This is a genomic window from Burkholderia sp. 9775_39 (genome assembly GCF_015712225.1).
GTDB lineage: Bacteria > Pseudomonadota > Gammaproteobacteria > Burkholderiales > Burkholderiaceae > Burkholderia > Burkholderia cenocepacia.
Map to the genome: position 1 here is coordinate 59,505 of NZ_JACCQC010000030.1, position 23,741 is coordinate 83,245.

General features: G+C 67.8%; 22 protein-coding genes. 9 read left to right on the top strand and 13 right to left on the bottom strand.

Annotation, left to right across the window (positions count from 1 at the left end):
* Positions 1–7: 7 nt before the first annotated feature.
* Genes speD through H0X90_RS29725 form a run of 5 tightly spaced genes read right to left on the bottom strand, consistent with a single transcriptional unit; the run spans position 8 to position 3,551 of the window.
* The gene (speD, locus tag H0X90_RS29705) at positions 8–427 is read right to left on the bottom strand and encodes an adenosylmethionine decarboxylase (RefSeq protein WP_077189478.1); all 420 of its coding nucleotides are present in this window, start codon (positions 425–427) and stop codon (positions 8–10) included.
* A complete protein-coding gene (locus H0X90_RS29710) occupies positions 424–573 on the bottom strand; it encodes a hypothetical protein (protein ID WP_006491192.1) in 150 nt (49 codons plus the stop codon). Before H0X90_RS29710 ends, speD begins: the two co-directional genes overlap by 4 nt.
* Positions 570–2,087 carry a DUF4178 domain-containing protein gene (locus tag H0X90_RS29715; protein ID WP_077189477.1) on the bottom strand — a complete coding sequence of 506 codons (1,518 nt, stop codon included), beginning with the start codon at positions 2,085–2,087 and terminating at the stop codon, positions 570–572. The genes H0X90_RS29710 and H0X90_RS29715 overlap by 4 nt, the downstream gene beginning before the upstream one ends.
* Before the next feature lie 9 nt (positions 2,088–2,096).
* Entirely contained in the window at positions 2,097–3,137 is a 1,041-nt protein-coding gene (locus tag H0X90_RS29720; protein ID WP_006498966.1) for an SPFH domain-containing protein, read from the bottom strand.
* Positions 3,138–3,164: 27 nt separating this feature from the next.
* On the bottom strand, positions 3,165–3,551 hold the full coding sequence (locus H0X90_RS29725) for a DUF350 domain-containing protein (RefSeq protein ID WP_006490342.1): 387 nt from the start codon (positions 3,549–3,551) through the stop codon (positions 3,165–3,167).
* A 121-nt stretch (positions 3,552–3,672) separates the two neighbouring features.
* Between H0X90_RS29725 and H0X90_RS29730 the strand changes: the two genes are divergently transcribed.
* The 6 genes from H0X90_RS29730 to H0X90_RS29755 all read left to right on the top strand — a co-directional run bounded on the left by H0X90_RS29730 (position 3,673) and on the right by H0X90_RS29755 (position 9,374).
* Positions 3,673–5,187, top strand: coding sequence for a polyamine aminopropyltransferase (locus tag H0X90_RS29730; protein ID WP_006490298.1), 1,515 nt, complete (start codon positions 3,673–3,675; stop codon positions 5,185–5,187).
* Positions 5,187–6,809, top strand: coding sequence for an FAD-dependent oxidoreductase (locus H0X90_RS29735; protein ID WP_006490256.1), 1,623 nt, complete (start codon positions 5,187–5,189; stop codon positions 6,807–6,809). Before H0X90_RS29730 ends, H0X90_RS29735 begins: the two co-directional genes overlap by 1 nt.
* A gap of 123 nt (positions 6,810–6,932) precedes the next feature.
* On the top strand, positions 6,933–7,697 hold the full coding sequence (locus tag H0X90_RS29740) for an N-acetylmuramoyl-L-alanine amidase (protein ID WP_006490270.1): 765 nt from the start codon (positions 6,933–6,935) through the stop codon (positions 7,695–7,697).
* A gap of 53 nt (positions 7,698–7,750) precedes the next feature.
* The gene (locus H0X90_RS29745) at positions 7,751–8,140 is read left to right on the top strand and encodes a lysozyme inhibitor LprI family protein (RefSeq protein ID WP_006480817.1); all 390 of its coding nucleotides are present in this window, start codon (positions 7,751–7,753) and stop codon (positions 8,138–8,140) included.
* Between the two features lie 65 nt (positions 8,141–8,205).
* Positions 8,206–8,784 (top strand): hypothetical protein, encoded by a 579-nt coding sequence (locus tag H0X90_RS29750; RefSeq protein ID WP_077189475.1) that lies wholly within the window; start codon positions 8,206–8,208, stop codon positions 8,782–8,784.
* Positions 8,785–8,834: 50 nt separating this feature from the next.
* The gene (locus H0X90_RS29755; RefSeq protein ID WP_077189474.1) at positions 8,835–9,374 is read left to right on the top strand and encodes a GNAT family N-acetyltransferase; all 540 of its coding nucleotides are present in this window, start codon (positions 8,835–8,837) and stop codon (positions 9,372–9,374) included.
* Here the strand turns inward: H0X90_RS29755 and H0X90_RS29760 are convergent.
* Positions 9,354–10,289: a LysR family transcriptional regulator gene (locus H0X90_RS29760; protein ID WP_006498961.1), complete on the bottom strand. Its 936-nt coding sequence runs from the start codon at positions 10,287–10,289 to the stop codon at positions 9,354–9,356. The two genes, H0X90_RS29755 and H0X90_RS29760, sit on opposite strands and share 21 nt — an antisense overlap.
* A gap of 149 nt (positions 10,290–10,438) precedes the next feature.
* On the opposite strand from H0X90_RS29760, the gene H0X90_RS29765 reads away from it, so the two are divergent.
* A complete protein-coding gene (locus tag H0X90_RS29765; RefSeq protein WP_048989399.1) occupies positions 10,439–11,617 on the top strand; it encodes an FAD-dependent oxidoreductase in 1,179 nt (392 codons plus the stop codon).
* Positions 11,618–11,640: 23 nt separating this feature from the next.
* Here the strand turns inward: H0X90_RS29765 and H0X90_RS29770 are convergent, their stop codons facing one another.
* From H0X90_RS29770 to H0X90_RS29780, 3 genes are all read right to left on the bottom strand, one after another.
* Entirely contained in the window at positions 11,641–12,987 is a 1,347-nt protein-coding gene (locus H0X90_RS29770; protein WP_006490374.1) for a glutamine synthetase family protein, read from the bottom strand.
* Positions 12,988–13,139: 152 nt separating this feature from the next.
* Positions 13,140–13,697, bottom strand: a complete 558-nt coding sequence (locus H0X90_RS29775; RefSeq protein ID WP_006490367.1) for a helix-turn-helix domain-containing protein — start codon at positions 13,695–13,697, stop codon at positions 13,140–13,142.
* A gap of 17 nt (positions 13,698–13,714) precedes the next feature.
* Positions 13,715–15,004, bottom strand: a complete 1,290-nt coding sequence (locus H0X90_RS29780; RefSeq protein WP_006492916.1) for an FAD-binding oxidoreductase — start codon at positions 15,002–15,004, stop codon at positions 13,715–13,717.
* Between the two features lie 712 nt (positions 15,005–15,716).
* Here H0X90_RS29780 and H0X90_RS29785 point away from each other — a divergent pair.
* Positions 15,717–15,944, top strand: a complete 228-nt coding sequence (locus H0X90_RS29785; RefSeq protein ID WP_034202065.1) for a DUF2945 domain-containing protein — start codon at positions 15,717–15,719, stop codon at positions 15,942–15,944.
* A complete protein-coding gene (locus H0X90_RS29790) occupies positions 15,941–16,501 on the top strand; it encodes a DUF488 family protein (protein ID WP_077189473.1) in 561 nt (186 codons plus the stop codon). Before H0X90_RS29785 ends, H0X90_RS29790 begins: the two co-directional genes overlap by 4 nt.
* An 18-nt stretch (positions 16,502–16,519) precedes the next feature.
* Here the strand turns inward: H0X90_RS29790 and H0X90_RS29795 are convergent, their stop codons facing one another.
* The 4 genes from H0X90_RS29795 to H0X90_RS29810 all read right to left on the bottom strand — a co-directional run.
* The gene (locus H0X90_RS29795) at positions 16,520–17,692 is read right to left on the bottom strand and encodes an HlyD family efflux transporter periplasmic adaptor subunit (protein WP_006490268.1); all 1,173 of its coding nucleotides are present in this window, start codon (positions 17,690–17,692) and stop codon (positions 16,520–16,522) included.
* Positions 17,689–19,908 (bottom strand): type I secretion system permease/ATPase, encoded by a 2,220-nt coding sequence (locus H0X90_RS29800; protein WP_077189472.1) that lies wholly within the window; start codon positions 19,906–19,908, stop codon positions 17,689–17,691. Before H0X90_RS29800 ends, H0X90_RS29795 begins: the two co-directional genes overlap by 4 nt.
* Positions 19,901–21,427, bottom strand: a complete 1,527-nt coding sequence (locus H0X90_RS29805; protein WP_227739691.1) for a TolC family protein — start codon at positions 21,425–21,427, stop codon at positions 19,901–19,903. The genes H0X90_RS29800 and H0X90_RS29805 overlap by 8 nt, the downstream gene beginning before the upstream one ends.
* A gap of 417 nt (positions 21,428–21,844) precedes the next feature.
* On the bottom strand, positions 21,845–23,741 hold a 1,897-nt coding region (locus H0X90_RS29810), incomplete at its 5' end, for an Ig-like domain-containing protein (RefSeq protein ID WP_196438317.1).

Genomic DNA, 23,741 nt, shown 5'->3' on the forward strand with positions numbered 1-23,741 from the left:
CCATCGGCTATTTGCCAGATTCGCCGAAGCCGGGGAAACGCCGGGCGGCCGCCAGCCCGCCGCGCGCCACCTGCTGCCGGACCTGCGCGTGCGTGCCGAGCGCCGCAGCGATCGCATCGACCGCGTCGGCGGCACGCGCCGCGCCGCACATGAACGCATCGACGGCCGCGAAGCGATGCTCGGGCCACGTGTGGATCGTGATGTGCGACTCCGCCAGCAGCACGACGCCCGTCACGCCATGCTCGCCGCCGAAATGATGGAAATGCGCGCCGATCACGCGCGCGCCGGCCCGTTGCGCCGCATCGGTGAGGATTGCTTCGAGCCGCGCGGCGTCGCGCAGCAGCGTCGCATCGATGCCGGCCAGGTCGGCCAGCACGTGCGAGCCGAGCGCCGCGTCCGGCGACACGATCCCGTCGCGTGCGGTCATTTGTGCGACCCGTACGACGAGTAGCCGCTGCGCGCCGACGAACTGCCCCACCCGCCGCCGCCCGAACCGCTGCCGCCGATCGAAGAACAACTGAACAGCGTGACGACGATCAGGCCGTAGATGCCGTAGAGAATGTACCGGATCACGCGTTGCCCCCGTCCGGCGCAAACCGCTTCCACAGCCATTCCGGCAGCCACAGCACCAGCAGGCCGACCAGCACGTAGACGGAGCGGCCGGTGAACGAGAACAGCGAGCCCATGTTGAAGATCACGAGCAACGCGCTGAACATGAACGGCAGCGGCGCGAAACTGTGCGGCCCCTTTCGGCCGAACAGGCCCATCGATTCGGTGGCGCCGGCGGCCGCCGGCGTGGCCGCCGCGAGCGCGGGCGTGCCGAAGCGCTCGGCGAGCGCGCCGCCCGACAGCGGGCGCGCGCGCGACCAGACGATCTCCGCGTCACTGCGCTCGCGCGTGAGCTTGTCCTTCTGCCAGCCGTAGTCGATGATCGACGTGCGATCGCCCGCCTGCACGCGCCAGTTGAATGCACCGACCACGTAGACGACCTCCGATTCGTATTCCTCGCGCAGCCGGTAGGTCTTGCCGTCGTCGGTCACGTTGCCGGATTCGCCGCCGATCGTCGGCCAATGGTCGAGCACCTGCACCCGTTCCCAGCGCCCGTCGCTCTGCACGAGCCACAGGAAGCCGCGTTTCGGGTTCAGCAACAGGTACTCGTCCCACGTCTCGTCGTCGCCCGGCACGCGGCAGCGCATCATGCCGATCACCGTGTACTTCACGCCGTCGAACGTGCCGATCGCGCCGAGTTCGAGCGCGCCCTTCACCGATTCGAGCTTGCGCCGCGCCGCGAACACGGTCTGCTGCTCCGCCGTGCACTGCACGCCCGCGTGACAACTGCCGCACACGACGTAGTCGGCCACGTTCGGTGCATACGACAGCGGCGCGCCGCAGCTCGGGCACGCGAACGGCACCAGCTCCGCGCCGCGCTTGTCGCGCGTATCGTTTTCGGTGTCGCGCAACCCGGTGAACGCGAGCGCGTCGAATTCCAGCGCCTCGCCCGCATAGACGGCCGGGATGCCGCCGTTCGGTTCGGCGTCGGAATAGTCGTAGGTCGCGAATGCATTGCCCGTGCGCAGGTCGGCGACGCGCGCCTCCCAGCCGGCATCGACGCGAAACGGCAGCTCGCCGTCGCCGCCCGTGCAGCGCGCGGTGCGCACGTCGGACACCAGAAACGCGCGGCCGCCGTGGTCGATCCGCATGCCCGGTTCGAGCGTGTCGAATGCGGGCCATGCGCGGCCCGACGCATCGTCGGGTTCGCGCACCGTGATCGCGTACTGGCCCGACGCATCCGACAGCCAGCCGAACGCGCCGTCGTCGAACACGACGTACCACTCGCTCCATGCACCGGCGTCGTAGGTCATCTGGATGCGCCCGAGCACCGTGAACGCGCGCTTGTCGTAGCGGCCGGCCGTGCCGATCTGGATCGGCGACGCATCGTCGAGTACCGTGGCCAGTTCGCCGATGCGCTCGACGTCGGCGCCGCGCTTGAGCAGCGTGCTGCGACAGAACGCGCAGACGGCCATCACCGCCGCGGCCGAGCGAAACTCGACCGGCGCGCCGCACTGGGGGCACGAGGTACGGAACATGCGCGACGCTTACCGGGTGAGCTTCGCGAGGATCTCGGCCTTCGCACGCGAATATTCGTCTTCGGTCACGAGGCCCTTGTCGAACAGCGCCTTCAATTGCTCGAGCCGCTGCACATAATCGGTGCTCTCGGCCGGCGCGGCGGCCACCGGCGCGGCAACGGGCGCGGGCGGTGCGGCCTGTGCCGGTTGCGCGGCGCCCGCGATCTGGCCGGCCATCGCCTGCCCGATCGCCGCGCCCGCGGCGAGCCCCGCGCCGACCCCGGCGATGCCGCCCGGGTTTTGCGCGGCGAGCGGAATCGCCTGCGCGGTCTGGTATTGCGTGGCGCGCGCGAGATCGCCGGCCATCCCGGCACCGATCCGCAGGTCGAGCGCCTTCTGCAGTTCGGCCGGCAGCGACACGCTCTCGACCGCGAACGCGTCGAGCGCCAGCCCGTAGCGCGTGAACACCGGCACCAATGCCTCGGCGACACGCTGCGACAGCAGCGACTGGTTCGCGGCCATGTCGACGAACGGCACGTCGGCCGAGCCGAACGTGGTGCTCATCGCGGTGACGACCAGGTTGCGCAGTTGCTGCTCGAGATCGTCGACCGTGTATGCCGCGCGCGTGCCGCTGACCTCGCGATGGAACGCCGCCGCATCGACGATCCGATACGAGTAGATGCCGAACGCGCGCAGCTGCACGAAGCCGAATTCGCGGTCGCGGATCGTCACCGGTTGCGCGGTGCCCCAGCGCCGGCCCAGTTGCAGCCGCGTGCTGAAAAAGTAGACGTCCGATTTGAAAGGCGACTGAAAGAATTTGTCCCAGTTCTTCAGGTTCGTGAGCACCGGCAGCGTGCGCGTTTCCAGCGTGTAGAGGCCCGGCTGGAACACGTCGGCGACCTTGCCTTCGTTGACGAAGATCGCGACCTGCGTTTCGCGCACGGTCAGCTTGCCGCCGTACTGGATTTCCTGGTCTTCCATCGGATAGCGCCAGGCCAGCACGCCGTCGGTGTCTTCCGTCCATTGCAGGACGTCGATGAACTGCTTGCGGATGAATGAACCCAGACTCATGTCGGTCTCCTCGGAACGCGTGGCGCGTCAGGTCAGGCAGGCGGCATTGATGATGCCGACGACGAGCGACGCGGTGCCCATCAGGCCGCCCATCGCGACGTTGCGATCCTCGATCGCATGATTCATGCCGGGCATCACGCGCGTCAGCACCGCGTAGGCGATCAGTTGCACGATCATCGCGCCGATGGCCCAGATCACGACTTCGCCGAGCGTCGCGTTGTGCGCGATGCTGGACGCGAGCGTCAGGCAGAAACCGATCAGTGCGCCGCCGAACGACAGCGTCGCGGCCGCGTTGCCGTCGCGGATCAGCGCCAGTTCGTCGAACGGGGTGACCTTCAGGTACACTGCCGCGAACACGAGAAGCAGCACGAACGCCGACAGTAAATGAACCGCATAAAGATAGGCACTATTCATTCTTTTCCTCGGATTTTGTGCTCGGTTCGCCGCCCCGTCGCCGGCCGGCCCGCACGGGGCCGCCAGACGAAAATCCGCGCCAGTATATCCACATTGCCGAACACTGCACAACGGATGCGCGATGCTGCATAAGCGCGCGCTCGTCCTGTCGATTCTCGTGCTCGCGTCCTGCGGGCTCGGCTACGAACTGATCAGCAGCGCGCTGTCGAGCTACCTGCTCGGCGACTCGATCCTGCAGTTCTCGTCGGTGATCGGCTGCTACCTGTTCGCGATGGGGATCGGCTCGTGGCTCGCGAAGTTCGTCGAGGACGACGACGTGCTCGACCGCTTCGTCGACATCGAGCTGCTCGTCGGCCTGCTCGGCGGCGTGTCGGCCGCGCTGCTGTTCGTCGTGTTCGCCTGGCTCGCCGCGCCGTTTCGTGCGGCGCTTTACGCACTGGTGCTCGCGCTCGGCCTGCTGATCGGGATGGAGATTCCGCTCGTGATGCGCGCGTTCCAGCAGCGACGCCAGGCGTTCCGCCATACCGTCAGCGAGGTGCTGACCTTCGACTATCTCGGCTCGCTGGCCGTGTCGCTGATCTTCCCGCTCGTGCTCGCGCCGCGTCTCGGCCTGCTGCGCACGAGCTTCCTGTTCGGCCTCCTGAACGCACTCGTCGCACTGTGGACCACGCACCTGTTCCGCGACGAGATCCGCAACGTGCGCGGCAAGCTGATGCGCGCATCGCTCGTGATCGGGCTGCTGGTCGCCGGATTCGCGCTGTCGGACCGCATCACGCACTGGGCCGAGCACGGCGTGTACGGCGACGAGACGATCTATTCGGAAACGACGCCGTACCAGCGCATCGTGCTCACGCAATGGCACGACGACATGCGGCTGTACCTGAACGGCAACCTGCAATTCTCGTCGCGCGACGAGCACCGCTATCACGAAGCGCTGATCCACCCGACGATCGAGGCGCTGCCGTGGGCGAAGCGCGTGCTCGTGCTCGGCGGCGGCGACGGCCTCGCGGTGCGCGAACTGCTCAAGCACCGCAACCTCGAACAAATCACGCTCGTCGATCTCGACCCCGCGATGACGAAGCTGTTCTCGACGTCCGTGCCGCTCGTCAAGCTGAACCAGGGCGCGCTGAAGGACCCGCGCGTGCACGTGATCAACGACGACGCGGTGCGCTGGCTCGAATCGAATGCCGACGTGTACGACGCGATCGTCGTCGATTTCCCCGATCCGACCAACTTCGGGCTCGGCCGCCTGTACTCGGTGCCGGTGTTCCGGCTGCTGGCGCGCCACCTGTCGGAGAACGGCTACACGGTGATCCAGTCGACCTCGCCGTACTTCGCGCCGCACGCGTACTGGACCATCATCGCGACGCTGCACGAAGCCGGGCTCAACACGTGGCCATACCACTGCTACGTGCCGTCGTTCGGCGACTGGGGTTTCGTGATCGCCGGCAAGCGCCGCAACTTCACGGTGCCGACGCATTACTCGGTGCCGACGCGCTGGCTCGATACGCAAACGGCCACCGAGATGTTCCACTTCCCGGCCGACATGCCGGCGCTGTCGATGTCGCCGAACGAACTCAACGACCAGCCGCTCGTGCGCCGCTTCGACGACGACTGGAAGCACGTGCTGCGCTGATGGATCGCCGCACGTTCCTCGTCGCATCGGCGGCCGCGTCGCTCGCCGCATGCGGCCGCACCGGCTGGATCGAGACGACGCCGCGCGTCGACTACCCCGGCATGCGCGAAGGCCATGCGCTGCGCGACCATGCCGCGCTGCCCGCGCCGTCCGGCACGATCGACACGGATGTCGCGATTCTCGGCGCCGGCGCGGCCGGGCTGTCGTGCGCATGGCAGCTCGCGCGCGCGGGCCATACGCGCTTCACGGTGCTCGCCGGCCCCGAATTCGGCGGCAACGCGGCCGGCGGGCGTTTCGGCGTGCTCGGCTATCCGAAGGGCGCGCACTACCTGCCGCTGCCGTCGCTCGAATCCGCGCATCTGCGCGACATGCTCGCCGATCTCGGCGTGATCGAATCTGCGCCGTTCTCCGCGCGCCCCGTGTACGACGAGCGTGCACTCGTCCACGCACCGGATGAACGCCTGTTCATCGATGGACAGTGGCAGGACGGCATCGTGCCGGCCACCGGCCTCGACGCCGACGCGCTCGCGCAGCAGGCGCGCTTCTTCGCGTACACGGACGGGCTGCGCACCGCACGCGGCGCCGACGGCCGCAAGGTGTTCTGCATCCCGATCGCGGAATCGTCGCGCGACCCGCGCTGGCGCGCACTCGACCGGCGCTCGTTTCGCCAGTGGCTGCACGACGAGGGTTACACCGCGAAGGCGCTGCACTGGTATCTGAACTACTGCTGCCGCGACGATTACGGCGCCGGCTACGAGCATGTCTCCGCCTGGGCCGGCCTGCACTATTTCTCGTCGCGCGGCGGCCATGCGGGCGATGCGAGCGACGGCGCGGTGCTGACCTGGCCCGACGGGCTGCACACGATGGTGACGAAGCTGAGCGAGTCGATCGCCGCGCGCACCGGCTCGAACACGTGGTCGCGCGATGGCTTCGCGGTGCGCGCGACCGAACGCGCGGGCGGCGTCGACGTGCTGTGCGCACGCGTCGGTCACGACGGCACGCTGTCGACGTTCACGCTGAAGGCGCGCCGTGTCGTATGTGCGATGCCGCTGTTCGTCGCGGCGCGCGTATTCCCGCAACTGCTTGCCGCGTATGGCTTCGAGCCCGCGCGCGACTTGCCGCCGCGCGCGCCGTGGCTCGTGTCCAACTTCCTGCTCGACGGCATGCCGGCCGAGGAAGCGGGCGTGCCGCTCGCGTGGGACAACGTCGTCTACGACGGCGCCGGGCTCGGCTACGTCGTGTCGACGCACCAGTTGATCCGGATGTCGCCGCCGACGCGCTCGGTGTTCTCCGCCTATCAGGCATTGAGCACGCAAACGCCGGACGATACGCGCCGCTGGCTCGCGCAGGCGAAGCCGGACGCATTGCGCGAGCAGGCGGCGATCGACCTGCAGGCCGTGTACGGACGCGAGCTGTGGAAGCATGCGACCGCGCTCGAGATCACCGTCCGCGGCCATGCGATGGCCACGCCCGACGTCGGCTTCCTGAGCCGGCCGGGGCTGCTCGCGCTGCGCGATGCCGACGGCCCCGTCGTGTTCGCGCATGCCGACCTGTCCGGACTGTCGCTGTTCGAGGAAGCGTCGTACTGGGGCATGCTGGCGGCACATCGCGTGCTCGCCTGACAACCGTCGCGCGTCATTGCGGCGTCGCCGCCACCCGCTATAATCGCGCGACATTCCGACTGCATTGAGCAGGCCGACGGCGGCGCGCCGTTCGATGCGCCGTCCGCCCTCTCGACAACAACAATGACGAACCGAACCTTCCGACGCCTTCGCCCGCTCGTGCGCGCCGCCGCGCGCATGCTCGCGTGCGCCCCGCTGCTCGGCGCGCCGCTGGCGCTGCACGCGGCCGACACCGCCGCCACGATCGTTACCGAGCCCGCGTCCGGCCGCTACATCGTCGTCGACACCGGCCATACGCCCGCGCATCCGGGCTCCACCGGCGCCAGCGGCCGCGTCGAATATCTGTACAACCTCGACCTGTCCGGCGCCGTCGCCGACAAACTCGCCGCGCACGGCGACCGCGTGCTGCGCACGTCGGCGGACGGTCGCGAGATCGCGCTCAATCAGCGCTCGACGCAGGCGCCCGACGCGAACCTGTTCGTGTCGATCCATCACGACTCGATGCAGCAGCAGTTCATCGACGCGGGCCGGCAGCGCGAATTCCGCGGCTTCTCGGTGTTCGTGTCGGAGCGCAATCCGCACTATGCGGAGAGCCTGCGTTGTGCGAAGGCGATCGCCGAGCGGCTGGTCGCGGCCGGCGAACGGCCGTCGCTGTATCACGCGCAGCCGATCCGCGGCGAGAATCGTCCGCTGATCGACCCGCAACTCGGCATCCACCGCTTCGACGATCTCGTCGTGCTGCGCACCGCGCCGATTCCGGCCGTGCTCGTCGAAGCCGGCGTGATCGTCAATCCGGACGAAGAAGCGCGGCTCGCGCGCCGCGAGACGATCCAGCGCCTGTCCGCCGCGATCGCGGGCGGCATCGACGCGTGCACGACGCCGCAATAACGACGGTCTCGCCCGTCGCGTTCAACGGTTTTCACCCAGTCAGGAGCATCATCATGAAGAAAAAGAATCTGCTCGCATCCTGCGCGTTGCTCGCGCTCGCCGTTCCGTTCGCCGCGCACGCGGCCGGCTGCGGAAAGCCGCGCAGCGCGTTCGACCAGGTCTATTGCACGAGCACGCAGTTCTCGCAGTCCGACCGCGATCTCAACGACGAATACGGCCGGTTGCGCAAGCAACTGAGCGGCGACCAGCAGGCGACGCTGAAGGCCGGCCAGCTCGCGTGGCTGAAGCAACGCGATGCGCAGTGCAGCGAAACGCGCGGCAGCAGCTACCTCGTCGACATCCAGTGCGCGAACGACATGACGCAATCGCGACTGTCGTTCCTGCGCGAGCGTGAGCGCGAATGCTCGAGCACCGGCTGCGTGACGTCGAAGCTCGGCGAATAAGGTCGCCACGCGTGCCGTGCCGCGAAGCACGTCGCGGCACGGCACGCTGCTCGAAAGGAACGACGATGCGGCATCAATTCGCCGAAGTCCTCAACGATCTGATCGACTACTTTCTCGTCGGCGATCTTCTGCTGCTGAAGCGCTACAAGGACGAACACGGGCTGCCGGACGACGTCGCGTCGGCGTTCACGACCGGCGACAGCGGCGACCACGCGGTGCTCGAAGGCATCGTCATTCCGCTGGCCGGCATCGAGAATCATCCATATACGGTCATCTTCACGCTGGACGACGGCACGCCCGAATTGCTGAAAGCAGGCAGTCGTCTGCAGCATCGGCGCGGTGGATACGTATTGCGCGTCGCGCATCGTGCGGTGATGCTCTACACGTGGCGCATTCTCGAACGTTTCACCGACGACACGGTGAATGCGCTGCTTGCGCGCTATCGCGAACCGGGCCGGCCCGTCATTGAAATCGACAACGGCTGGTACGACGTCGAGATCCTCGGCGGAGAAATCGCATGCGACGGCTGGTTCGAACCCGCGTTCGAGTTCGTGCTGAAGAAAACCGACGCACCGGGCAACGCATCGCACGTGGACATCCACTACCGTTTCGCCATCGACGCCAGCCTGGATCCGGCGACGTGAATCCGGCAGGCGGCAGCGCGGCGACCGGCAACCGGCCACACGGAGGGCGCATGGCATCGAATACGACGACGATCGACATCCGCGCGGCCACCGCCACCGATGCACCGGCCATCGCCGGCATCCACGTCGCGTCGTGGCAAGCGACCTACACGGACATCATGCCGGCCCCGTTCCTCGCCGGCCTGTCGGTCGAAAAGCGCACGGCCGCGTGGCGCGCGGTACTCGACGCGGGCCGGCCATGCGTCGCGCTCGCGTTCGCGAACCACGCACCGGCCGGCTGGATCGCGTACGGCCCGACACGCGACGCCGACAAGGACCGGGCGTGGGGCGAAATCGAAGCGATCTATCTGCATCCTGCGCATTGCGGGCAAGGGATCGGTGCGCGGCTGGTCGACCATGCATGCCGGGCGCTGCACGACGCGGGTCATGCATGGGTGTCGCTGTGGGTGCTGGTCAAAAACCGTCGGGCAAGAGCATTCTACGAACGCGAAGGTTTCGTCGCCGAAGACGACATCAAGACCTTCGAGATCGACGGTACGCCGATCGAGGAAGTGCGCTACTGGCGCGCCCTACCGAAGCGGTCGCGATGACGGCAGCGCCTCCTCCGTCGCCAATCGTTCCTGCATCAGCTGCAGCAGCGCGCGAATCTTCGCGTTGACCGAATTCCGGCTCGCGTAAGCGGCATGCAGCTGCAGCGGCGCCGGCGCCATCTCCAGCGGCACGCGCACCAGCCGCCCTTCGGCCAGCTCCACCGCGCACGCGCGTTCGACCAGAATCGCGAAGCCGATCCCGCTCACCGCCGCGAGGCCCGCCATCTCGCCGCTATTGACGCGATACCGGCTCGCCACCGGAATCTTGTGAATCCGTCCGTCGCGATCGGCGAACTGCCACGGCTGCCCTTTCAGCGTGCTCAACGTCGTGATGCACGGCAACTGCCGGAGCTGCTCCGTCAGGCCAGGCATCCCGACCCGCGCGACCAGTGACGGCGCGGCCACGACGACGCTCGGCAAACTCGCGAGCGGCCTGACGACGAACGCACTGTCGTCCAGCTTGCCGCGATTGACGATGATCGACAGGTCGATATCGTCGCGCAGCGTCGACATGCCCGCGAGGCTGGTATCGCAGTCGATCTCGACACGCGGATGGCGGCTCGCGAATTCCGCGACGATCGGCCCCAGCATGCGCGGCCCGATTTCGCCCGGGACGCAAAGCTTCAACACGCCGCGCAATTCCGTTTGCTGCGACGTCAGCTCGCATTCGGCCTGCGTCAGCGCGTCGAGCATCGGCCGTGCACGCTCGTGCAGCAACCGCCCGGCCTCGGTCATCCGCAGGTGCCGCGTGCTGCGCTCGAGCAAGCGCACGCCGAGCCGCGACTCCAGTTGCGCCACATGACGGCTCACGTTGGAACCCGGCAGCGCGAGCATGCGCGCGGCGCCGGCAAAGCTGCCTTCATCGACGACCGTCACGAACACACGCACCGCATTCAGATCCAGCTTGCTACGCATCATTATCCCGTTGGAGGTATCAAAGCCTGCCGATTTCGATGGCTTATCCCGCCAGAGACCATAATTTACGATGCTCATCCCGTCAATGCGACGCCCGGGCACGCACGCGCGTGCCAGCGAGCGTTCGCACGACACAGGCAAGGAGCGTCATGAACATTGCAATCCTGGGCGCCGGCGTGGCCGGCATGAGCACCGCACTCGCGCTCGCCGGGCGCGGCCACGAGATCCGGCTGTACGAACGCAGGCCGGCGGAATCGACGATGGGCGCAGGCGTGGTGCTGTGGCCGAATGCCGGCTTCGTCCTCACCCAGCTCGGCCTGCTGCCGGACATCGTCGAGGCCGGCGGCCGCCTGCATGCGATGCGGCGCATCGACCGGCACGGCACCCTGCTCAAGGCCACCGAGATCGGCGCGCTCGACCGCCGCATGGGCTTCCCGACGGTGTCGATCCTGCGGCGCGACCTGCAGGCCGTGCTGACCCGGCACCTCGCCGCGCGCGGCATCGAGGTCCGCTTCGGCCACGGCGCAACGGCTATCGATACCGGCGCGGACGGTCGTGCCGTCGTTCGCTTCGACAACGGCACGACGATCGCCCCCGATCTCGTGATCGGCGCGGACGGCCGCATGAACTCCGTCGCGCGACGTCATGTGGTCGGCGACAACACCCCCGTCTATCAGGGCTTCGTCAACTGGATCGGCGTCGCGCAAAGCAATGCGCCGCTGGTCGACGAAGTGTCGATATTCGATTACTGGGGCACGCGCGAACGCTTCGGCATCGTCGCGCTGGACCGGCATCGCGTGTACTGGGCGGCGGCATGGCCGGAAGCCGACAGGTGCGATACGGCGGAAGACGATCCGCGCGGGATGCTGGAACGGCGCTTCGCGCCGTGGCCGGCGCCCGTCACGGACGTGATACGTGCGACGCCAGCGGACACGCTCACGAAGATCCGCGTGCACGATCTGGATCCGGTCGACGCATGGCACCGCGGCAACGTACTGCTGATCGGTGACGCCGCGCACGCGCCGCTCCCGACCTCCGGACAAGGCGCCTGCCAGGCGCTCGAAGATGCGTGGCATCTTGCCCGGTGCCTCGACGAATACGATTCAGCCAACGGCGGCGATCTCGATGCGGCGCTTGCGGCGTTCACGCTGCGGCGCAGCGGGAAAACCGCCGCGATCACCGAGCGTGCGCGTGAATTCGCGCACCTGTTATTCAGCGACGACGTAAGCGACAGCGCTCGACAACGGATCGATCCGGTCGCCGAAATCGAAGCGCTGACGAACGCGTGGGGCGCGCACCTGCCGATGGAACAGGCGCGCGGACGATAAGCCGTGCGGACGGCGGCATCGGCTCACAGAAACCAGCGATACTCCCGCGCGCCGATCTCATTGCGGAAATCCAATTCCTCCTGCCGCTTGTTCTCGCAATACACCATCACGAACTCGCTGCCGAGCCCGTCGCGCACGGCCGGATGATCCTGCATCGCGGCGACCGACGACAGCATCTCCTTCGGAAAATCGATCCCGCTGCCGCGATCCTCGTTGAGCGGCGCGATCGGCTCGAGGCGCGCATCGAGTCCGTGCTCCATCCCGCTGAGAATCGCCGCGAGCACCAGGTACGGGTTCGCATCCGCACTCGCGAGCCGGTGCTCGATCCGCAGGTTGCGGGCGTCCGACTCGGGAATGCGGATGCACGCGTCGCGATCCTCGAAACCCCAGCTCGCGCGGCTCGCCGCGTTCACCATCGACCCGTAGCGGCGGAACGCATTGTGATTCGGCGCGAACACGGGCATGCAATGCGGCAGCAGCGCGAGGCAGCCGGCCACCGCGTGACGCAACGGCCGCTGCCCGTCCGCCGCAAGCAGGTTGCGCCCCGCGTCGTCATACAGGCTCACGTGCACGTGCATGCCGCTGCCCGGCGCATGCAAATACGGCTTGCCCATGAAGCTCGCGCGATAGCCGTGCCGCAACGCGACGCCGCGCGTGCTGCGACAGAACAGCGCCGACCAGTCGGCCGCGCGCAGCGCGTCGTCGGTATGCCCGAAATTGATCTCGAACTGGCCGGGCCCGAGCTCCGCGGTGATCACCGTCGCATCGACGCCCTGCTCGCACGCGGCTTCGACCATCTCGTGCAGCACGTCGGAGAAGCGCGACAGGCGCTCGATATGCATGTTCGGCTGATCGTCGCGGTCGTCGCTCAGGCGGTCGCGCGGATACTGCGGCATCCCGTCCGCGAGCTGCGCGGCGAACAGGTAGAACTCGAGCTCGAATGCGACGACCGGCCGGATGCCGCGCGCCGCGAAGCGCCGCAGCACGCGTGCGAGCACCTCGCGCGGCTCGAATTCGATCGGGGAATCGGTGCCATCGGAACTGATCAGCATCTGCGCGAGCGGTTGCCGCTCCCAGCGCACGGGCTTCAGCGTGCCGGGGATCAGGCGGCGCGGCGCATCGGGATCGCCGTCGTTGAAGCAGTAGTCGCCGATCTTGTAGAGGCCGCCCTGCGTGCCGAGCAGCACGCAGTTCTGCGGCAGCTTCAGCAGCGAGCCCGATGCGACTTTCTCGAGCGCATCGATCGGATAGCGCTTGCCGTAGAAGTGCCCGGGCAGGTCGAGGCAGATCAGGTCGACATAACGGATCTCGGGGTGCGCCTGCCGGAATGCGCGGACTTCACTGACCAGCGCGGGAACGACGTCAGCCATGTCTCATCCTTTCCATGTCTTGTATGGCGGTGCCGCAACGCGGCGAACCGGATTCGGGCGGCGCACGGCGCAACGCACGCCGCATGTCGATCAGTACTGCAAACAGGCTGCGCGGCGGGGCCGCCTCCAACACCGCCCGCCCCGCCGACCACTCAGGTGAATACCCAGATCACGCGCGTCGGCGCGTCGGTCAGGTTCGCGTAGCGGAAGCGCTTGTGCGCGGGCAGCTGGAACGCATCGTTCGGGCCGAGCGTGACCGGCGTGTCGTCGCCGTCGATCCAGATCGTCAGTTCTCCTTCGAGCACGAAGCCGCCCTGCTCGTCGCTGTCGTCGACCGGCCGCTCGCCGCTGCTCGCGCCCGGCCCGAGATGGCTTTCGAGGATCGAGAAACGCGACCGCATGTTCGGCGACACGAGGATGTCGGTAATGCCGGCCGCGTAATACACGGTGCGGCGTTCGTCGGGCCGCGTGACCCACGGCACGCTGCGCGGCTTGCTCAGGCTGTAGAAATAGGTGGTCGGCACGCCGAGCGCCTCGCCGATCGCGGTGAGATCCGCGACCGTCGGACGCGACAGCCCGCGCTCGACCTGCGACAGAAAGCCGACCGAGCGGCCGATCCGTTCGGCGAGATCGTTCAGCGTGACCTTGCGATGCTTGCGCAGGTCGCGGATCAGGATCGCCAGACTTTCTATCTCTTCCTGTTCGTTCATGATGGATTCCGGTGCAATCAAACGGTATCGCGCAAACGGTACCAGGCCTTGCCGATCGCTTCGAGCGGCGCGGCCAGCCGGCCGCCGCCGGGAAAGCGCGGGTTGCGGATGCGCTGGTACTGCGCGAGCAGACGGGTGTCGCCGAGCACGGCGTCGGCCACCGCGCGCGCGCCGGCGAGCGTCGGCAGCACGCCGTGCCCCGAAAAACCCTGCAGCCAGAAGCGCTGCCCGTGGCGGCCGATGTCCGGCGTACGGCGCATGCTGATGTCGATGTGACCGCCCCACGCGTAGTCGAGCGGCACGCCGGCCAGGTGCGGAAACACGCGTTCGAGGTGCGGGCGCGTCGCCGCCGCGATATCGGCCGGGATGCCGCCGAGATACGTGCAGCCGCCGCCGAACAGCAGCCGGTTGTCGGGGCTCAGGCGGAAGTAGTCGGGCACGAACTGGTTGTCGATCACGCAACTGTTGCGCGGCAGCAGCGCACGCGCGACGTCGGGTGCGAGCGGCGCCGTTGCGACCTGATACGTGCCGACCGGCAGCAGCCGGCGCGCGAGATCACGGTCGAGCCGGTCGACGTACGCATTGCAGGCGAGCACCAGCACGTCCGCGCGCACTTCGCCACGCGTCGTGCGGGCGACGTGGCCGCCGGCCGTCTCGCGGCAGTCGAGCACGCGGCTCTGTTCGAAGATGCGGCCGCCCGCGCGCTCGATCGTCTGCGCGAGGCCGAGCGCGAGCTTCAGCGGGTTCAGGTGGCCGGCCTCCGGATCGTGAAGCGCGGCCAGATAGCGCGTGCCGCCGATCCATTCGGGCATCTCGTCGCGCCCGATCACGCGCAACCGATCGTAGCCCCAGCGCTCGGCCGCCTCGTCGCGCGCCTGCGCCAGCATCGCGACGCGCCGCGGCCGCACCGCGGCCCACAGGCTGCCGGGCCGGTAGTCGATGTCGAACCCGTGCCGCGCCGGCAGTTCGCGCACCTCGGCCGCCGCCCAGCGCATGCTGTTCCACAGCAGCCGCGCGCCGTCGCGGCCGAGCGCATCCTCGAGGGGCTGCATGTCGCACGACCAGCCGAGCAGCGCCTGTCCGCCGTTGCGGCCCGATGCGGCCCACGCGACGCGGCTCGCTTCCAGCATGACGACGCGCTTGCCGGCAAGCGCGAGCCGCAGCGCCGTATGCAGCCCGCTGAAACCCGCGCCAACGACCAGCACGTCGGCGTCGACGCGTTCGTCCAGCACCGGCCGATGCGGGATCGGCGCCGGGTAGGTGCCCGCGTAGTAGCTTGCGACGTGACGGTCGGACTGCACGAACATGCGGACTCCCGTGAAAATTACGCCGAGAAATTTCATGAAAAACTAGCATGACAATTTCACGAGAGCAAGCGTGAGACCGACAGTCTATCAGTCCGACCCAACTGTCGAGATGCGTCCAACTTGGAATTTTTTCGTTCAAGTTGAAACCGACCCTAGCCTGGGTCCACAAGACTGTCCCGTTTGGAAGTGGAAAATTCCGGCATGACGTTGTCATCGAGACCAGGAGAGCATGCCGGCACGCCGGCATGGGCGCTACAACCTAGGAGACCAGGCCGTGGCAGGTATGAAGAAAGACGCGACATCTTCATCACCGATAAGATGCAACAGTTGCTTTGCTCTCGACAGCCCGACGTAACGCAGTTGCGATTCACCGTGGGTCCGTTAATGCCTGCCGCACCGACTTGCCGGTGAGTCATTTCGTCCCGGGATATCACCCCGATTCCTCCCACACATTGCTGTTCCGAACCCGGCTACCACCGTACGGACAACGGATGTGAACTTTTTGCCGGCGCCTCGTCGGATATATGGCGTTACACAAGACACGCCGGCTTCCGCTCAAGCACATTCGCCCGGGTGGCGGAAATCGCGCTACTCTCGTTCACGCATCCAGTTTGTCCTGAATTCATCGATGTTCTGCCTCGCGGCCTCCGGCGCGCACCGCCAAGGCCGCAGACCGACCCACCGCGTATCGACACGAGGAGGCACACCCGGCATGACCACCCCATTCAGGCTGGGCGACCACGTCCGCTGGAATTCCGAGGCCGGCTACGTGACCGGCACGATCATCGCGATCCATACCGCCGACTTCGACTACAAGGGGCATCGCCATCGCGCATCGCCCGACGATCCGCAGTACGAGATCAAGAGCGACCGGACCGAGCACATCGCCGCGCATCGCGGCCGCGTGCTCGAACGCATCGCCGGCAAGGACGACGCATGACGCTCCCGTTCTACACGATCGGCCATTCGAACCGCACGCTCGACGCATTCGTCGACCTGCTCGATGCGGTCGAGATCACGCTGCTCGCGGACATCCGCAAGATGACGCGTTCGCGCACCAATCCGCAATTCAACGAAGCGACGCTGCCGGACGCGCTCGCCGCCGCCGACATCGCGTACGAACACATCGCCGAACTCGGCGGCCTGCGCGGCAAGTCGCGCGGCGTACCCGACGACGTCAACGGTTTCTGGACCAACCGCAGCTTTCACCGCTACGCGGACTATGCGCTGTCGCCGGCGTTTCATGCGGGCCTCGACCGGCTGATCGCGCAGGGGCACGAGCAGCGCTGCGCGATCATGTGTTCGGAAGCCGTGTGGTGGCGCTGCCACCGGCGCATCGTGTCCGACTACCTGATCGCGCGCGGCGAAACGGTGCTGCACATCATGGGCCGCAACCGCGTGGAGCCCGCGCGGCTCACGGCCGGCGCCGTGATCCGGGACGACGGCACGATCGTGTATCCGGATGCCGAACGCAACGACTCGGCGTCGCACCCATGATCGTGCCGCGCCGGCGCGTTAGCGTTCGCGCAACGCCTCGGCTGCGCGGTTCAGCGGCTTGACCAGGTAGTCGAACACGGTGCGGCGCCCGGTGCGGATCTCCGCGGTGGCGACCATGCCCGGCAGGATCGGATGCCGCTTGCCGTCGCGGGTTTCCAGATACGCGTGCTGCGTGAGCACGTAGACGCGGTAGTAATACACGCGCCGGTCGACCTGGTCTTCGATCGTGTCGGGCGAAATCCGCTCGACCTTCGCCGGCAGCGACCCGTAGATCGACGACTCGAACGCCGTGATCTTCACGGTCGCCTCCTGCCCCGGATGAATGAATGCGATGTCGCGCGGGCTGAGGCGCGCCTCGATCAACAACTGGTCGTCGAGCGGCACGATCTCCATCAGCATGCCGCCCGGCGGAATCACCCCGCCGACCGTCGACACCCGGATGTCCTTCACGATGCCGCGCGCCGGCGCGCGAATCACGGTCCGCCGCAATTGATCGGCACGCCCTTCGCGAACCTTGAGCAGCGGTTCGAGATCGGCCATCGTCTTCGAATAGTCGGCTTTCAGCGCGACGTAGTATTCGCTCTGCGCCGCTGCGAGCTTCGTCGAGAATTCGGCGGCCTTCTGACGCAACCGGAGCACCTCGACCTCGTTGGTCGCGCCGGTTTTCAACAGCGGCAACGCAATCCGGAGCTCGTCCTCGGCGAGCCGCAACTGTTCGCGCAGGTTGGCGACGTTCTCGCGAAACGCGCGCCGGTTTGCGACGAACAGCTGACGCTCACGCCCGGTCACGGCCTTCTCGTTCGCCAGTTCCGCCGGGAATTCGATGCCGGGCAGGTCGTTCATCTCGGCATACAGCCGCGCGGCACGGCCCTGCAATGCGGTGATCCGTTCCAGCGTTTCCTCCATCGACGAGCGCGCGAGCACCGGATCGAGCGTCGCGAGCCGCTGGCCCGCGTCGACGACATCGCCTTCGCGCACCGCCAGTTCCAGCAGGATGCCGCCTTCGAGACTCTGGATGACCTGCCCTTTCGATGCCGGCGTGACCTTGGCTTCGCCGACCGCGACTTCGTCGAGGTTCGCGAACACGGACCACACGAGGAAGATCGCCAGCGCAGCAACGATCAGCCACAGCATCCGCCGGGCGGGTGCCGCTTCGCGTGCGCGATGCGCCGACCACGGAAAATCGCTCATCGTGCCTCTCCCGCCATCTGCGCCGGCAACGGGCTCGACTCGCCAGCCGGCGCGCGCGAAGCCGCCGCCGGCTCCGGCGTGCCGGCACCGCGCAACGCTGCCAGCACCTCGTCTTTCGGACCGTCACGCACCACGCGCCCGCCATCGAGCACGATGATGCGATCGACGATCGACAGCACCGGATAACGATGCGTCGCGACGATCAACGTGCGATGGCCGAGCCACTGCCGCAGGCGCTCGACGATCGCGCGCTCGGTCGCCTCGTCGAGCGACGCGGTCGGCTCGTCGAGCAGCAACACGTTCGGTGCACGCAGAATCACGCGGGCCAGCATCAGCGCCTGCTTCTGGCCGCCGGACAGGCCGAGGCCGCTTTCGCGCAGTTTCAGGTCGAGGCCGTGCGGCTGCCGCAACAGCAACTGGTCCGCGCAGGCGACCTTCATCGCCGCGAGCATCGCATCGTCGGTAGCGAGCGGATTCGCGATCAGCAGGTTCTCTCGCAGCGTGCCGTAGAAGAGACTCGATTCCTGCAGCAGCATCCCGACGTCGCGACGGACGTCAGCGACGTCGATCAGCGGCAGTGGCGTGTCGTTGAACAGGATGCGCCCCTGCACCGGCGTCGCGAGTCCGCCGAGCAGCCGCAGCAGCGTCGATTTGCCCGCACCGACCCGGCCGAGAATCGCGATCCGCTCGCCCGGCTCGATCGACAGATTCGGAATACCGAGCACCGGCTTTGCCTGCGGATCGAAGCTGTATCCGACCTGCTCGAAGCGATATCGGCCGACGAGCGCCGGCTTGTGATACGCATCGACCGCCGGATCATGATCGACCGGCAGCGCGAGCAGGTTGTCGAGCCCCTTCTTGCCCGCGCGTACGTTCTGGATGCGCGACAGCACGGCGGGAATCTGGCCCAGCGGGGCGATCGTGCGGCTCGTCAGGATGGAACAGGCCAGCACGGCGCCGAACGACAGGCTCGCGTCCAGGATGCCGTACACGCCGGCGACCAGTACGCCGGCGTACGCAAGCTGCTGCACCGTCTGCGCGAGATTGACCAGCAGACCGGCCAGCCGGCGTTGTTGCAAGCCGATATCGGCATTCACGCGATTCGTCCGCGCCCACAGCTGCCGGAATCGCGGCTCCGCCTGCAACGCCTTGATGTCCTCCGCGCGATAGATGGCCTCCATCAGGATCGCGTTGCGCAGCGCCGATTCCTCGAGCCCCTGGTTCGACAGCTTCGCCAGCGGGATTTGCGCGAGCACGCCCGGCAGGATCAGCAGCGGGATCGCCGCGAGCGGCACGAACGCGAGCGGCCCGCCGAGCAGCCAGATGATGAACAGGAACGTGATGACGAACGGGATGTCGATCAGCACGCCCATCGTGCTCGACGTCAGCAGTTCGCGCAGCTGTTCGAGGTCGCGAAGCTGGGCGACCAGCGTGCCCGGCGAGCGCGGCCGCGCGTCGTTGCGGATGTCGAGCACGCGCGCGAAGAACATCGCGGACAGCTTGAGATCCGCCTGCTTGCCGAAATGATCGGCGATCGATACGCGGGCGGTACGCAGCAGCAGTTCCAGCGCGAGCGCGAGCACGACGCCTGAAGCCAGCACCCACAGCGTGTGCGTCGCCCGCGCCGGGACCACACGATCCCACACCTGCATCGCGAACAGCGACGTCGCGATCGCGAGCAGATTGCCGAACAGCGAGCCGGCACCGAGATCGAGCAATACCTTCCATTGCGCCGAGAACAGATCGTGCAGCCAGGTGTCGGGTTTGGCGGACAGGTAGCCGTCGACGCGTTCATCACGCCGCGCGACCCGCTCGTGGACGATCAACATCCGGGCCGGCCACGCCGGCGTCGACGCGTCCAGATCGATCGCGCGTTCGACCGGCTTGCCGTCGAAGACGAACTGGACGACCGCACGCTCCGCCGCGACCGATACGATCACGCCGACATGCGCATCGTCGAACACGGCGAGCGCCGGCAGCATCGCCGGCGTGAGCCGTGCCGGCGGCAACGCGACGAACTGCGCGGCCAGGCCCGCGGACGCGGCGACTTCGATGACGGCGGCGTCCGGCTCCGCGACGCTCGCCCACGACGCCGCGCCACGGACCTGCTCGGGCGAAACGGCGAGACCGAGATGCCGTGCCGCGAAAATCAGCGGGTCGGTCCAGCGCGCGATATCGGCGCCGGCATCGCGCCCGGCGCGAAACGCATCATTCATGACGACTCCCCTCGTGTTCGCGCAGCAATTCGACGAATTTGCCGACTGCCACGTATGCCTTGATGCGCGCGATCGCGCCGTCGGCCAGTGCGTTGATCGCCTCGACTTCCGATTCGAAGATGTCGCGCTCCGGATTCACGACGTCGGTCAACGTACGCTTGTTCAGGATGTATTCCTGCCAGTACAGGTCGCGCGACGCGCGCGACAGCGCGGTCACTTTCTCGTAGCTGTTCAGGCGCGCGGCCGCGCCGGACGCTTCGATTTCCGCCGACTTGAGCGCGCTGCGCGTGACGAGCCGCCGGTTCTCGAGGCTTTCGCGGTTCGCGCGCAGTTCGGCTTCGGCGGCCGCGATCTGGTGTTTCGCCAGGCCGCCGAGCGAGTAGTTGCCGCTCACCGCGAAACCGATCCATGTGTCGTTGGTCGCGTTCGGGCGGCCGCTCGATATCGAACGGCTCGCGCCGATACCGATCGACGGAAAGCGTTCCGCCTGCGCGACCCGCACGCGCGCATCGGCCGCATCGACGGCCGCCGCCGCGGCAAGCACCGACGGCGTGCGTTCGATGTCGCCGCCGGCGTGGCCGAGATCGCCGACGAAATCGACCGTGCCGCCGAGGGGCGCCACGCGCCGCGGGCGGGCGCCGATCAGTTCGGTGAGCTTCGCGGCGGCGACGTCGAAGCGCGTGTTGGCCTTCAGCACTTCCGCCTGTGCATGCAGGATCGCCAGTTCGACCAGATTGCGGTCCGACGAAACCGACAGTCCGGCCCGCACGCGATCGAGAATCTTCGTGCGCGTGTCGCTCAGCGCGGCGACCTGGCGCCGCGCGGCGGCGACGACGTCCTGGCTCGCGGCCAGTTCGATGAACGTCGACGCCGTCTGATACGCAACCGTCTCGATCGTGTCGGCCAACTGGTACTGCTTCTGGCTGCGCGTCGAGTCCGCCGCGGAAATCCGGCCCGACGTACGGCCGAAGTCGTACAGCAACTGCGACACGCCGATCGAGGCGCGCGTGCCGGTGCGGTTGCCGTTGCTGCCGAAACTGCCGCCATAGCCGGGGCGCACGCCATAGTCGATCTTCGGGTACCAGGCCGCTTTCGCGACCTCGACCTCCGACAGGCTTTGCGCCACTTCCGCATGCGCGCGACCGATGTCCGGATGGCGCGCGATCGCGACGCCGACCGCGTCGCGCAGCGTCAGGCGATCGAGCGCGATGCGCAGCGTTTCGCCCGATGCGCCGGCGGAATCCTCTGCATCCTCGGGATCCGCTGCGTGCGCGGCGGCGGGCGTGTCGAATGCGTCCGGCAGATCCGGCGTGATCGTCGTCACCCCGTCGTGCGGCAACGGCACCGGTGATGGCAGGTCGCCCGGCGCCATCGCACGGGACAGGTTCGCGAGGACGATGCGCCGTGCCGGGTCCGCAGGCGGCAATGGCGGCGCCAGGTGCCGGCGCGGGGCGGCAGCGGCGGCGGCGGGCATGCCGGCCGGCAACGGCACGAACGACGGCGCCATCGCGGTGTGCATCGCCGGAGCGGCACCCCGGGGAGACCCCGGCGGCAACGAACGCGGGGGAGATGCCGCGGCAGCCTGGGCCGCAGGAGCCGGCACGCGGACCGCGGTCTCGAACGAATCGGTCAGTCGGCCGCTCGGCAGCGGCGACGACGATGACGCGAACGCCACCGAGGCGGTATCGAACAGCGCGATCGCGAACAACACATGGCCTGGATGAAAAACGGCACGCGCCGCGCGAGCGGCGCGACGCACTGTGAATCTGGAGCAAGCGGTTGTCTTGAGCATCATCGGGACGCCGGCGGCGAGCCGTCCGGCAAAGCTGGCCCCGCGCATGACGCGGGAACGGATATGCGTCGGGCGAGCCCGCGTCGCGATGCGAACGGGCCTGCCGTGTCGGGGAGGCAGGCCGGCCTCCCCGGGGCGCTGCGGTCAGACGATGATCTGGTGGTTCGCGAGCAGGCTCTCCAGGTTGGTCGTCACGTTGTTCAGCGTGACGAGGGTTTCGGAACCGAACGCCGTCCCGGCGCCGTCGCGGTCGATGCTGATCACCGTATCGGCGCCGACGTTCGTCACCGACAGGAACTGCCCGATCGTGTCGCCCGCATCGATCGTGGGCACGCCGTCCACGTAGTGCGCGGGCCCGTCCGCGTCGGCCGTGTAGCCGACCAGCAGCTTCGACAGATCGATCTTGTCGCCGCTCGTATCGGTGGGGCCGCTTGCCAGCTGGAAGTCGGTGATGACGTCATGGCCGTTGCCGCCGGTGTTGTCCGCGCCGACGACTTCCCACAGGAACACGTCGGTGCCGGCGCCGCCCGTCAGCGTGTCGTTACCGGCGCCGCCGATCAGGATATCGTTGCCGTTGCCACCGTTCAGCGTGTCGTTGCCGGCGCCGCCGCGCAGCAGGTCATTGCCGTCGCCGCCGTTCAGCACGTCGTCGCCGCCATAGCCGTACAGTCGGTCGTTGCCGGACGTGCCCGTGACGGTGTCGCTGCCCGACGTCCCCTCGATGATCGACGCCGACTGCGTCGAGCCGAGCAGGCTCGCGTTCAGCAACTGACCGGCGGTGGCCGATGCGGACAGCCCTGTCTTGTCGGTCGCGGAGATCGTCACGCTGTCGAGCGCGCTGATGCTGATCAGCCCGCCGTTCAGCGTGATCGAACCGAGAAACTCGTTGAGCCTCAGGTTGTCGATCGGGCCGCCGTCGGTCGCCGTGATCGTCAGGTCGGACGACGGCCCGATGATGCCGAGGATTCCGGGGTTGTTGACGACGTTGAAGTGCAGCCCCAGTTCGTTCGCCAGCGCCTGGTTCGCGTTGAATTGCAGCGCGCCGAGGCCGAGCAATCCGCCGTAGTGCAGCGTCACGTGATCGAGGTTGTTGTTGTAGTCCGATGCGGAGAACGCCTGCTGCGTGCTGAAATCGATCAGGTTGAGCAGGTTCGCGCCGATGATCCCGAGCAGGTTCCCCGATGCCTGCGCCGATACGACCGGTGCGACATTCGGATCGATCGTGAAAAGCTGCGACGTCGTCGGGCCGAGGTTGCCGGCGGCATCGACCACGCGCACCGTCGCCGTGTAGTTCGCCGCGGACAACACGCCCGGCGTGTACCAGGTCCAGTTCGTGCCGTTGACGGTCGCGTTGGTCCAGTGGGCGCCGCCGTCGAGGCTGACCTGGACGACCTCGCCCGCACCGAGCGCAGCATTCAGCGTGCCGCTCAGGGTCGGGGTCGTGTCGCCGGTGATCCAGTCGTTGGGCACGCCGGTGTTGTCGGTCAGGGTCGTCAGCGTGGCCGTCGCAGTCGGTGCGGTCGTATCGACCGTGATCGCGAATGCCGTGCTCGGGGGGCTCACGTTGCCGGCCGTGTCCGTGGCGGTGACGGTCAGGCTGTGTGCGCCTTCACCCAGTGCGGTGGTCGGCGTGAACGTCCAGTTTCCGGACGGGTCGGCTGTCGTCGTGCCCAGCAACGTCGTGCCGTCATACACGCTCACCGTGCTGCCTGCTTCCGCCGTACCGGCAAGCGTCGGGGTCGTGTCGTCCGTCGTCGTGCCAGTCGTCAGCAGCCCGACGATCGAGCCGACGTCGTCGGTCACGGTGCCGATGATCGGCGCGGCCGGCGCCGTCAGGTCTGAAACCGTTACCGACGCGGACGGGCCGGTGTTGCCAACCGCGTCCGTGGCGGTCACGCCGATCACCGTGCCGATCGGCAGCGGGGTCGACGGCGTGTACGTCCACGCGCCACTCGGGTCGGCCGTCACGGTGGCGTCCGGCGTGCCGTCGCCGTTCGTGTCGATGTTGACCGTCGCACCCGCTTCGGCCGTACCCGACAGT

Coding starts and splice junctions, on each gene's coding strand:
- H0X90_RS29745 (WP_006480817.1), top strand. CDS start 7,751: ATGAAGAAAAAGAATCTGCTCGCATCCTGCGCGTTGCTCGCGCTCGCC.
- speD (WP_077189478.1), bottom strand. CDS start 427: ATGACCGCACGCGACGGGATCGTGTCGCCGGACGCGGCGCTCGGCTCG.
- H0X90_RS29735 (WP_006490256.1), top strand. CDS start 5,187: ATGGATCGCCGCACGTTCCTCGTCGCATCGGCGGCCGCGTCGCTCGCC.
- H0X90_RS29790 (WP_077189473.1), top strand. CDS start 15,941: ATGACGCTCCCGTTCTACACGATCGGCCATTCGAACCGCACGCTCGAC.
- H0X90_RS29785 (WP_034202065.1), top strand. CDS start 15,717: ATGACCACCCCATTCAGGCTGGGCGACCACGTCCGCTGGAATTCCGAG.
- H0X90_RS29805 (WP_227739691.1), bottom strand. CDS start 21,427: ATGCACACCGCGATGGCGCCGTCGTTCGTGCCGTTGCCGGCCGGCATG.
- H0X90_RS29770 (WP_006490374.1), bottom strand. CDS start 12,987: ATGGCTGACGTCGTTCCCGCGCTGGTCAGTGAAGTCCGCGCATTCCGG.
- H0X90_RS29750 (WP_077189475.1), top strand. CDS start 8,206: ATGCGGCATCAATTCGCCGAAGTCCTCAACGATCTGATCGACTACTTT.
- H0X90_RS29800 (WP_077189472.1), bottom strand. CDS start 19,908: ATGAATGATGCGTTTCGCGCCGGGCGCGATGCCGGCGCCGATATCGCG.
- H0X90_RS29755 (WP_077189474.1), top strand. CDS start 8,835: ATGGCATCGAATACGACGACGATCGACATCCGCGCGGCCACCGCCACC.
- H0X90_RS29765 (WP_048989399.1), top strand. CDS start 10,439: ATGAACATTGCAATCCTGGGCGCCGGCGTGGCCGGCATGAGCACCGCA.
- H0X90_RS29725 (WP_006490342.1), bottom strand. CDS start 3,551: ATGAATAGTGCCTATCTTTATGCGGTTCATTTACTGTCGGCGTTCGTG.
- H0X90_RS29780 (WP_006492916.1), bottom strand. CDS start 15,004: ATGTTCGTGCAGTCCGACCGTCACGTCGCAAGCTACTACGCGGGCACC.
- H0X90_RS29715 (WP_077189477.1), bottom strand. CDS start 2,087: ATGTTCCGTACCTCGTGCCCCCAGTGCGGCGCGCCGGTCGAGTTTCGC.
- H0X90_RS29740 (WP_006490270.1), top strand. CDS start 6,933: ATGACGAACCGAACCTTCCGACGCCTTCGCCCGCTCGTGCGCGCCGCC.
- H0X90_RS29730 (WP_006490298.1), top strand. CDS start 3,673: ATGCTGCATAAGCGCGCGCTCGTCCTGTCGATTCTCGTGCTCGCGTCC.
- H0X90_RS29760 (WP_006498961.1), bottom strand. CDS start 10,289: ATGCGTAGCAAGCTGGATCTGAATGCGGTGCGTGTGTTCGTGACGGTC.
- H0X90_RS29720 (WP_006498966.1), bottom strand. CDS start 3,137: ATGAGTCTGGGTTCATTCATCCGCAAGCAGTTCATCGACGTCCTGCAA.
- H0X90_RS29795 (WP_006490268.1), bottom strand. CDS start 17,692: ATGAGCGATTTTCCGTGGTCGGCGCATCGCGCACGCGAAGCGGCACCC.
- H0X90_RS29775 (WP_006490367.1), bottom strand. CDS start 13,697: ATGAACGAACAGGAAGAGATAGAAAGTCTGGCGATCCTGATCCGCGAC.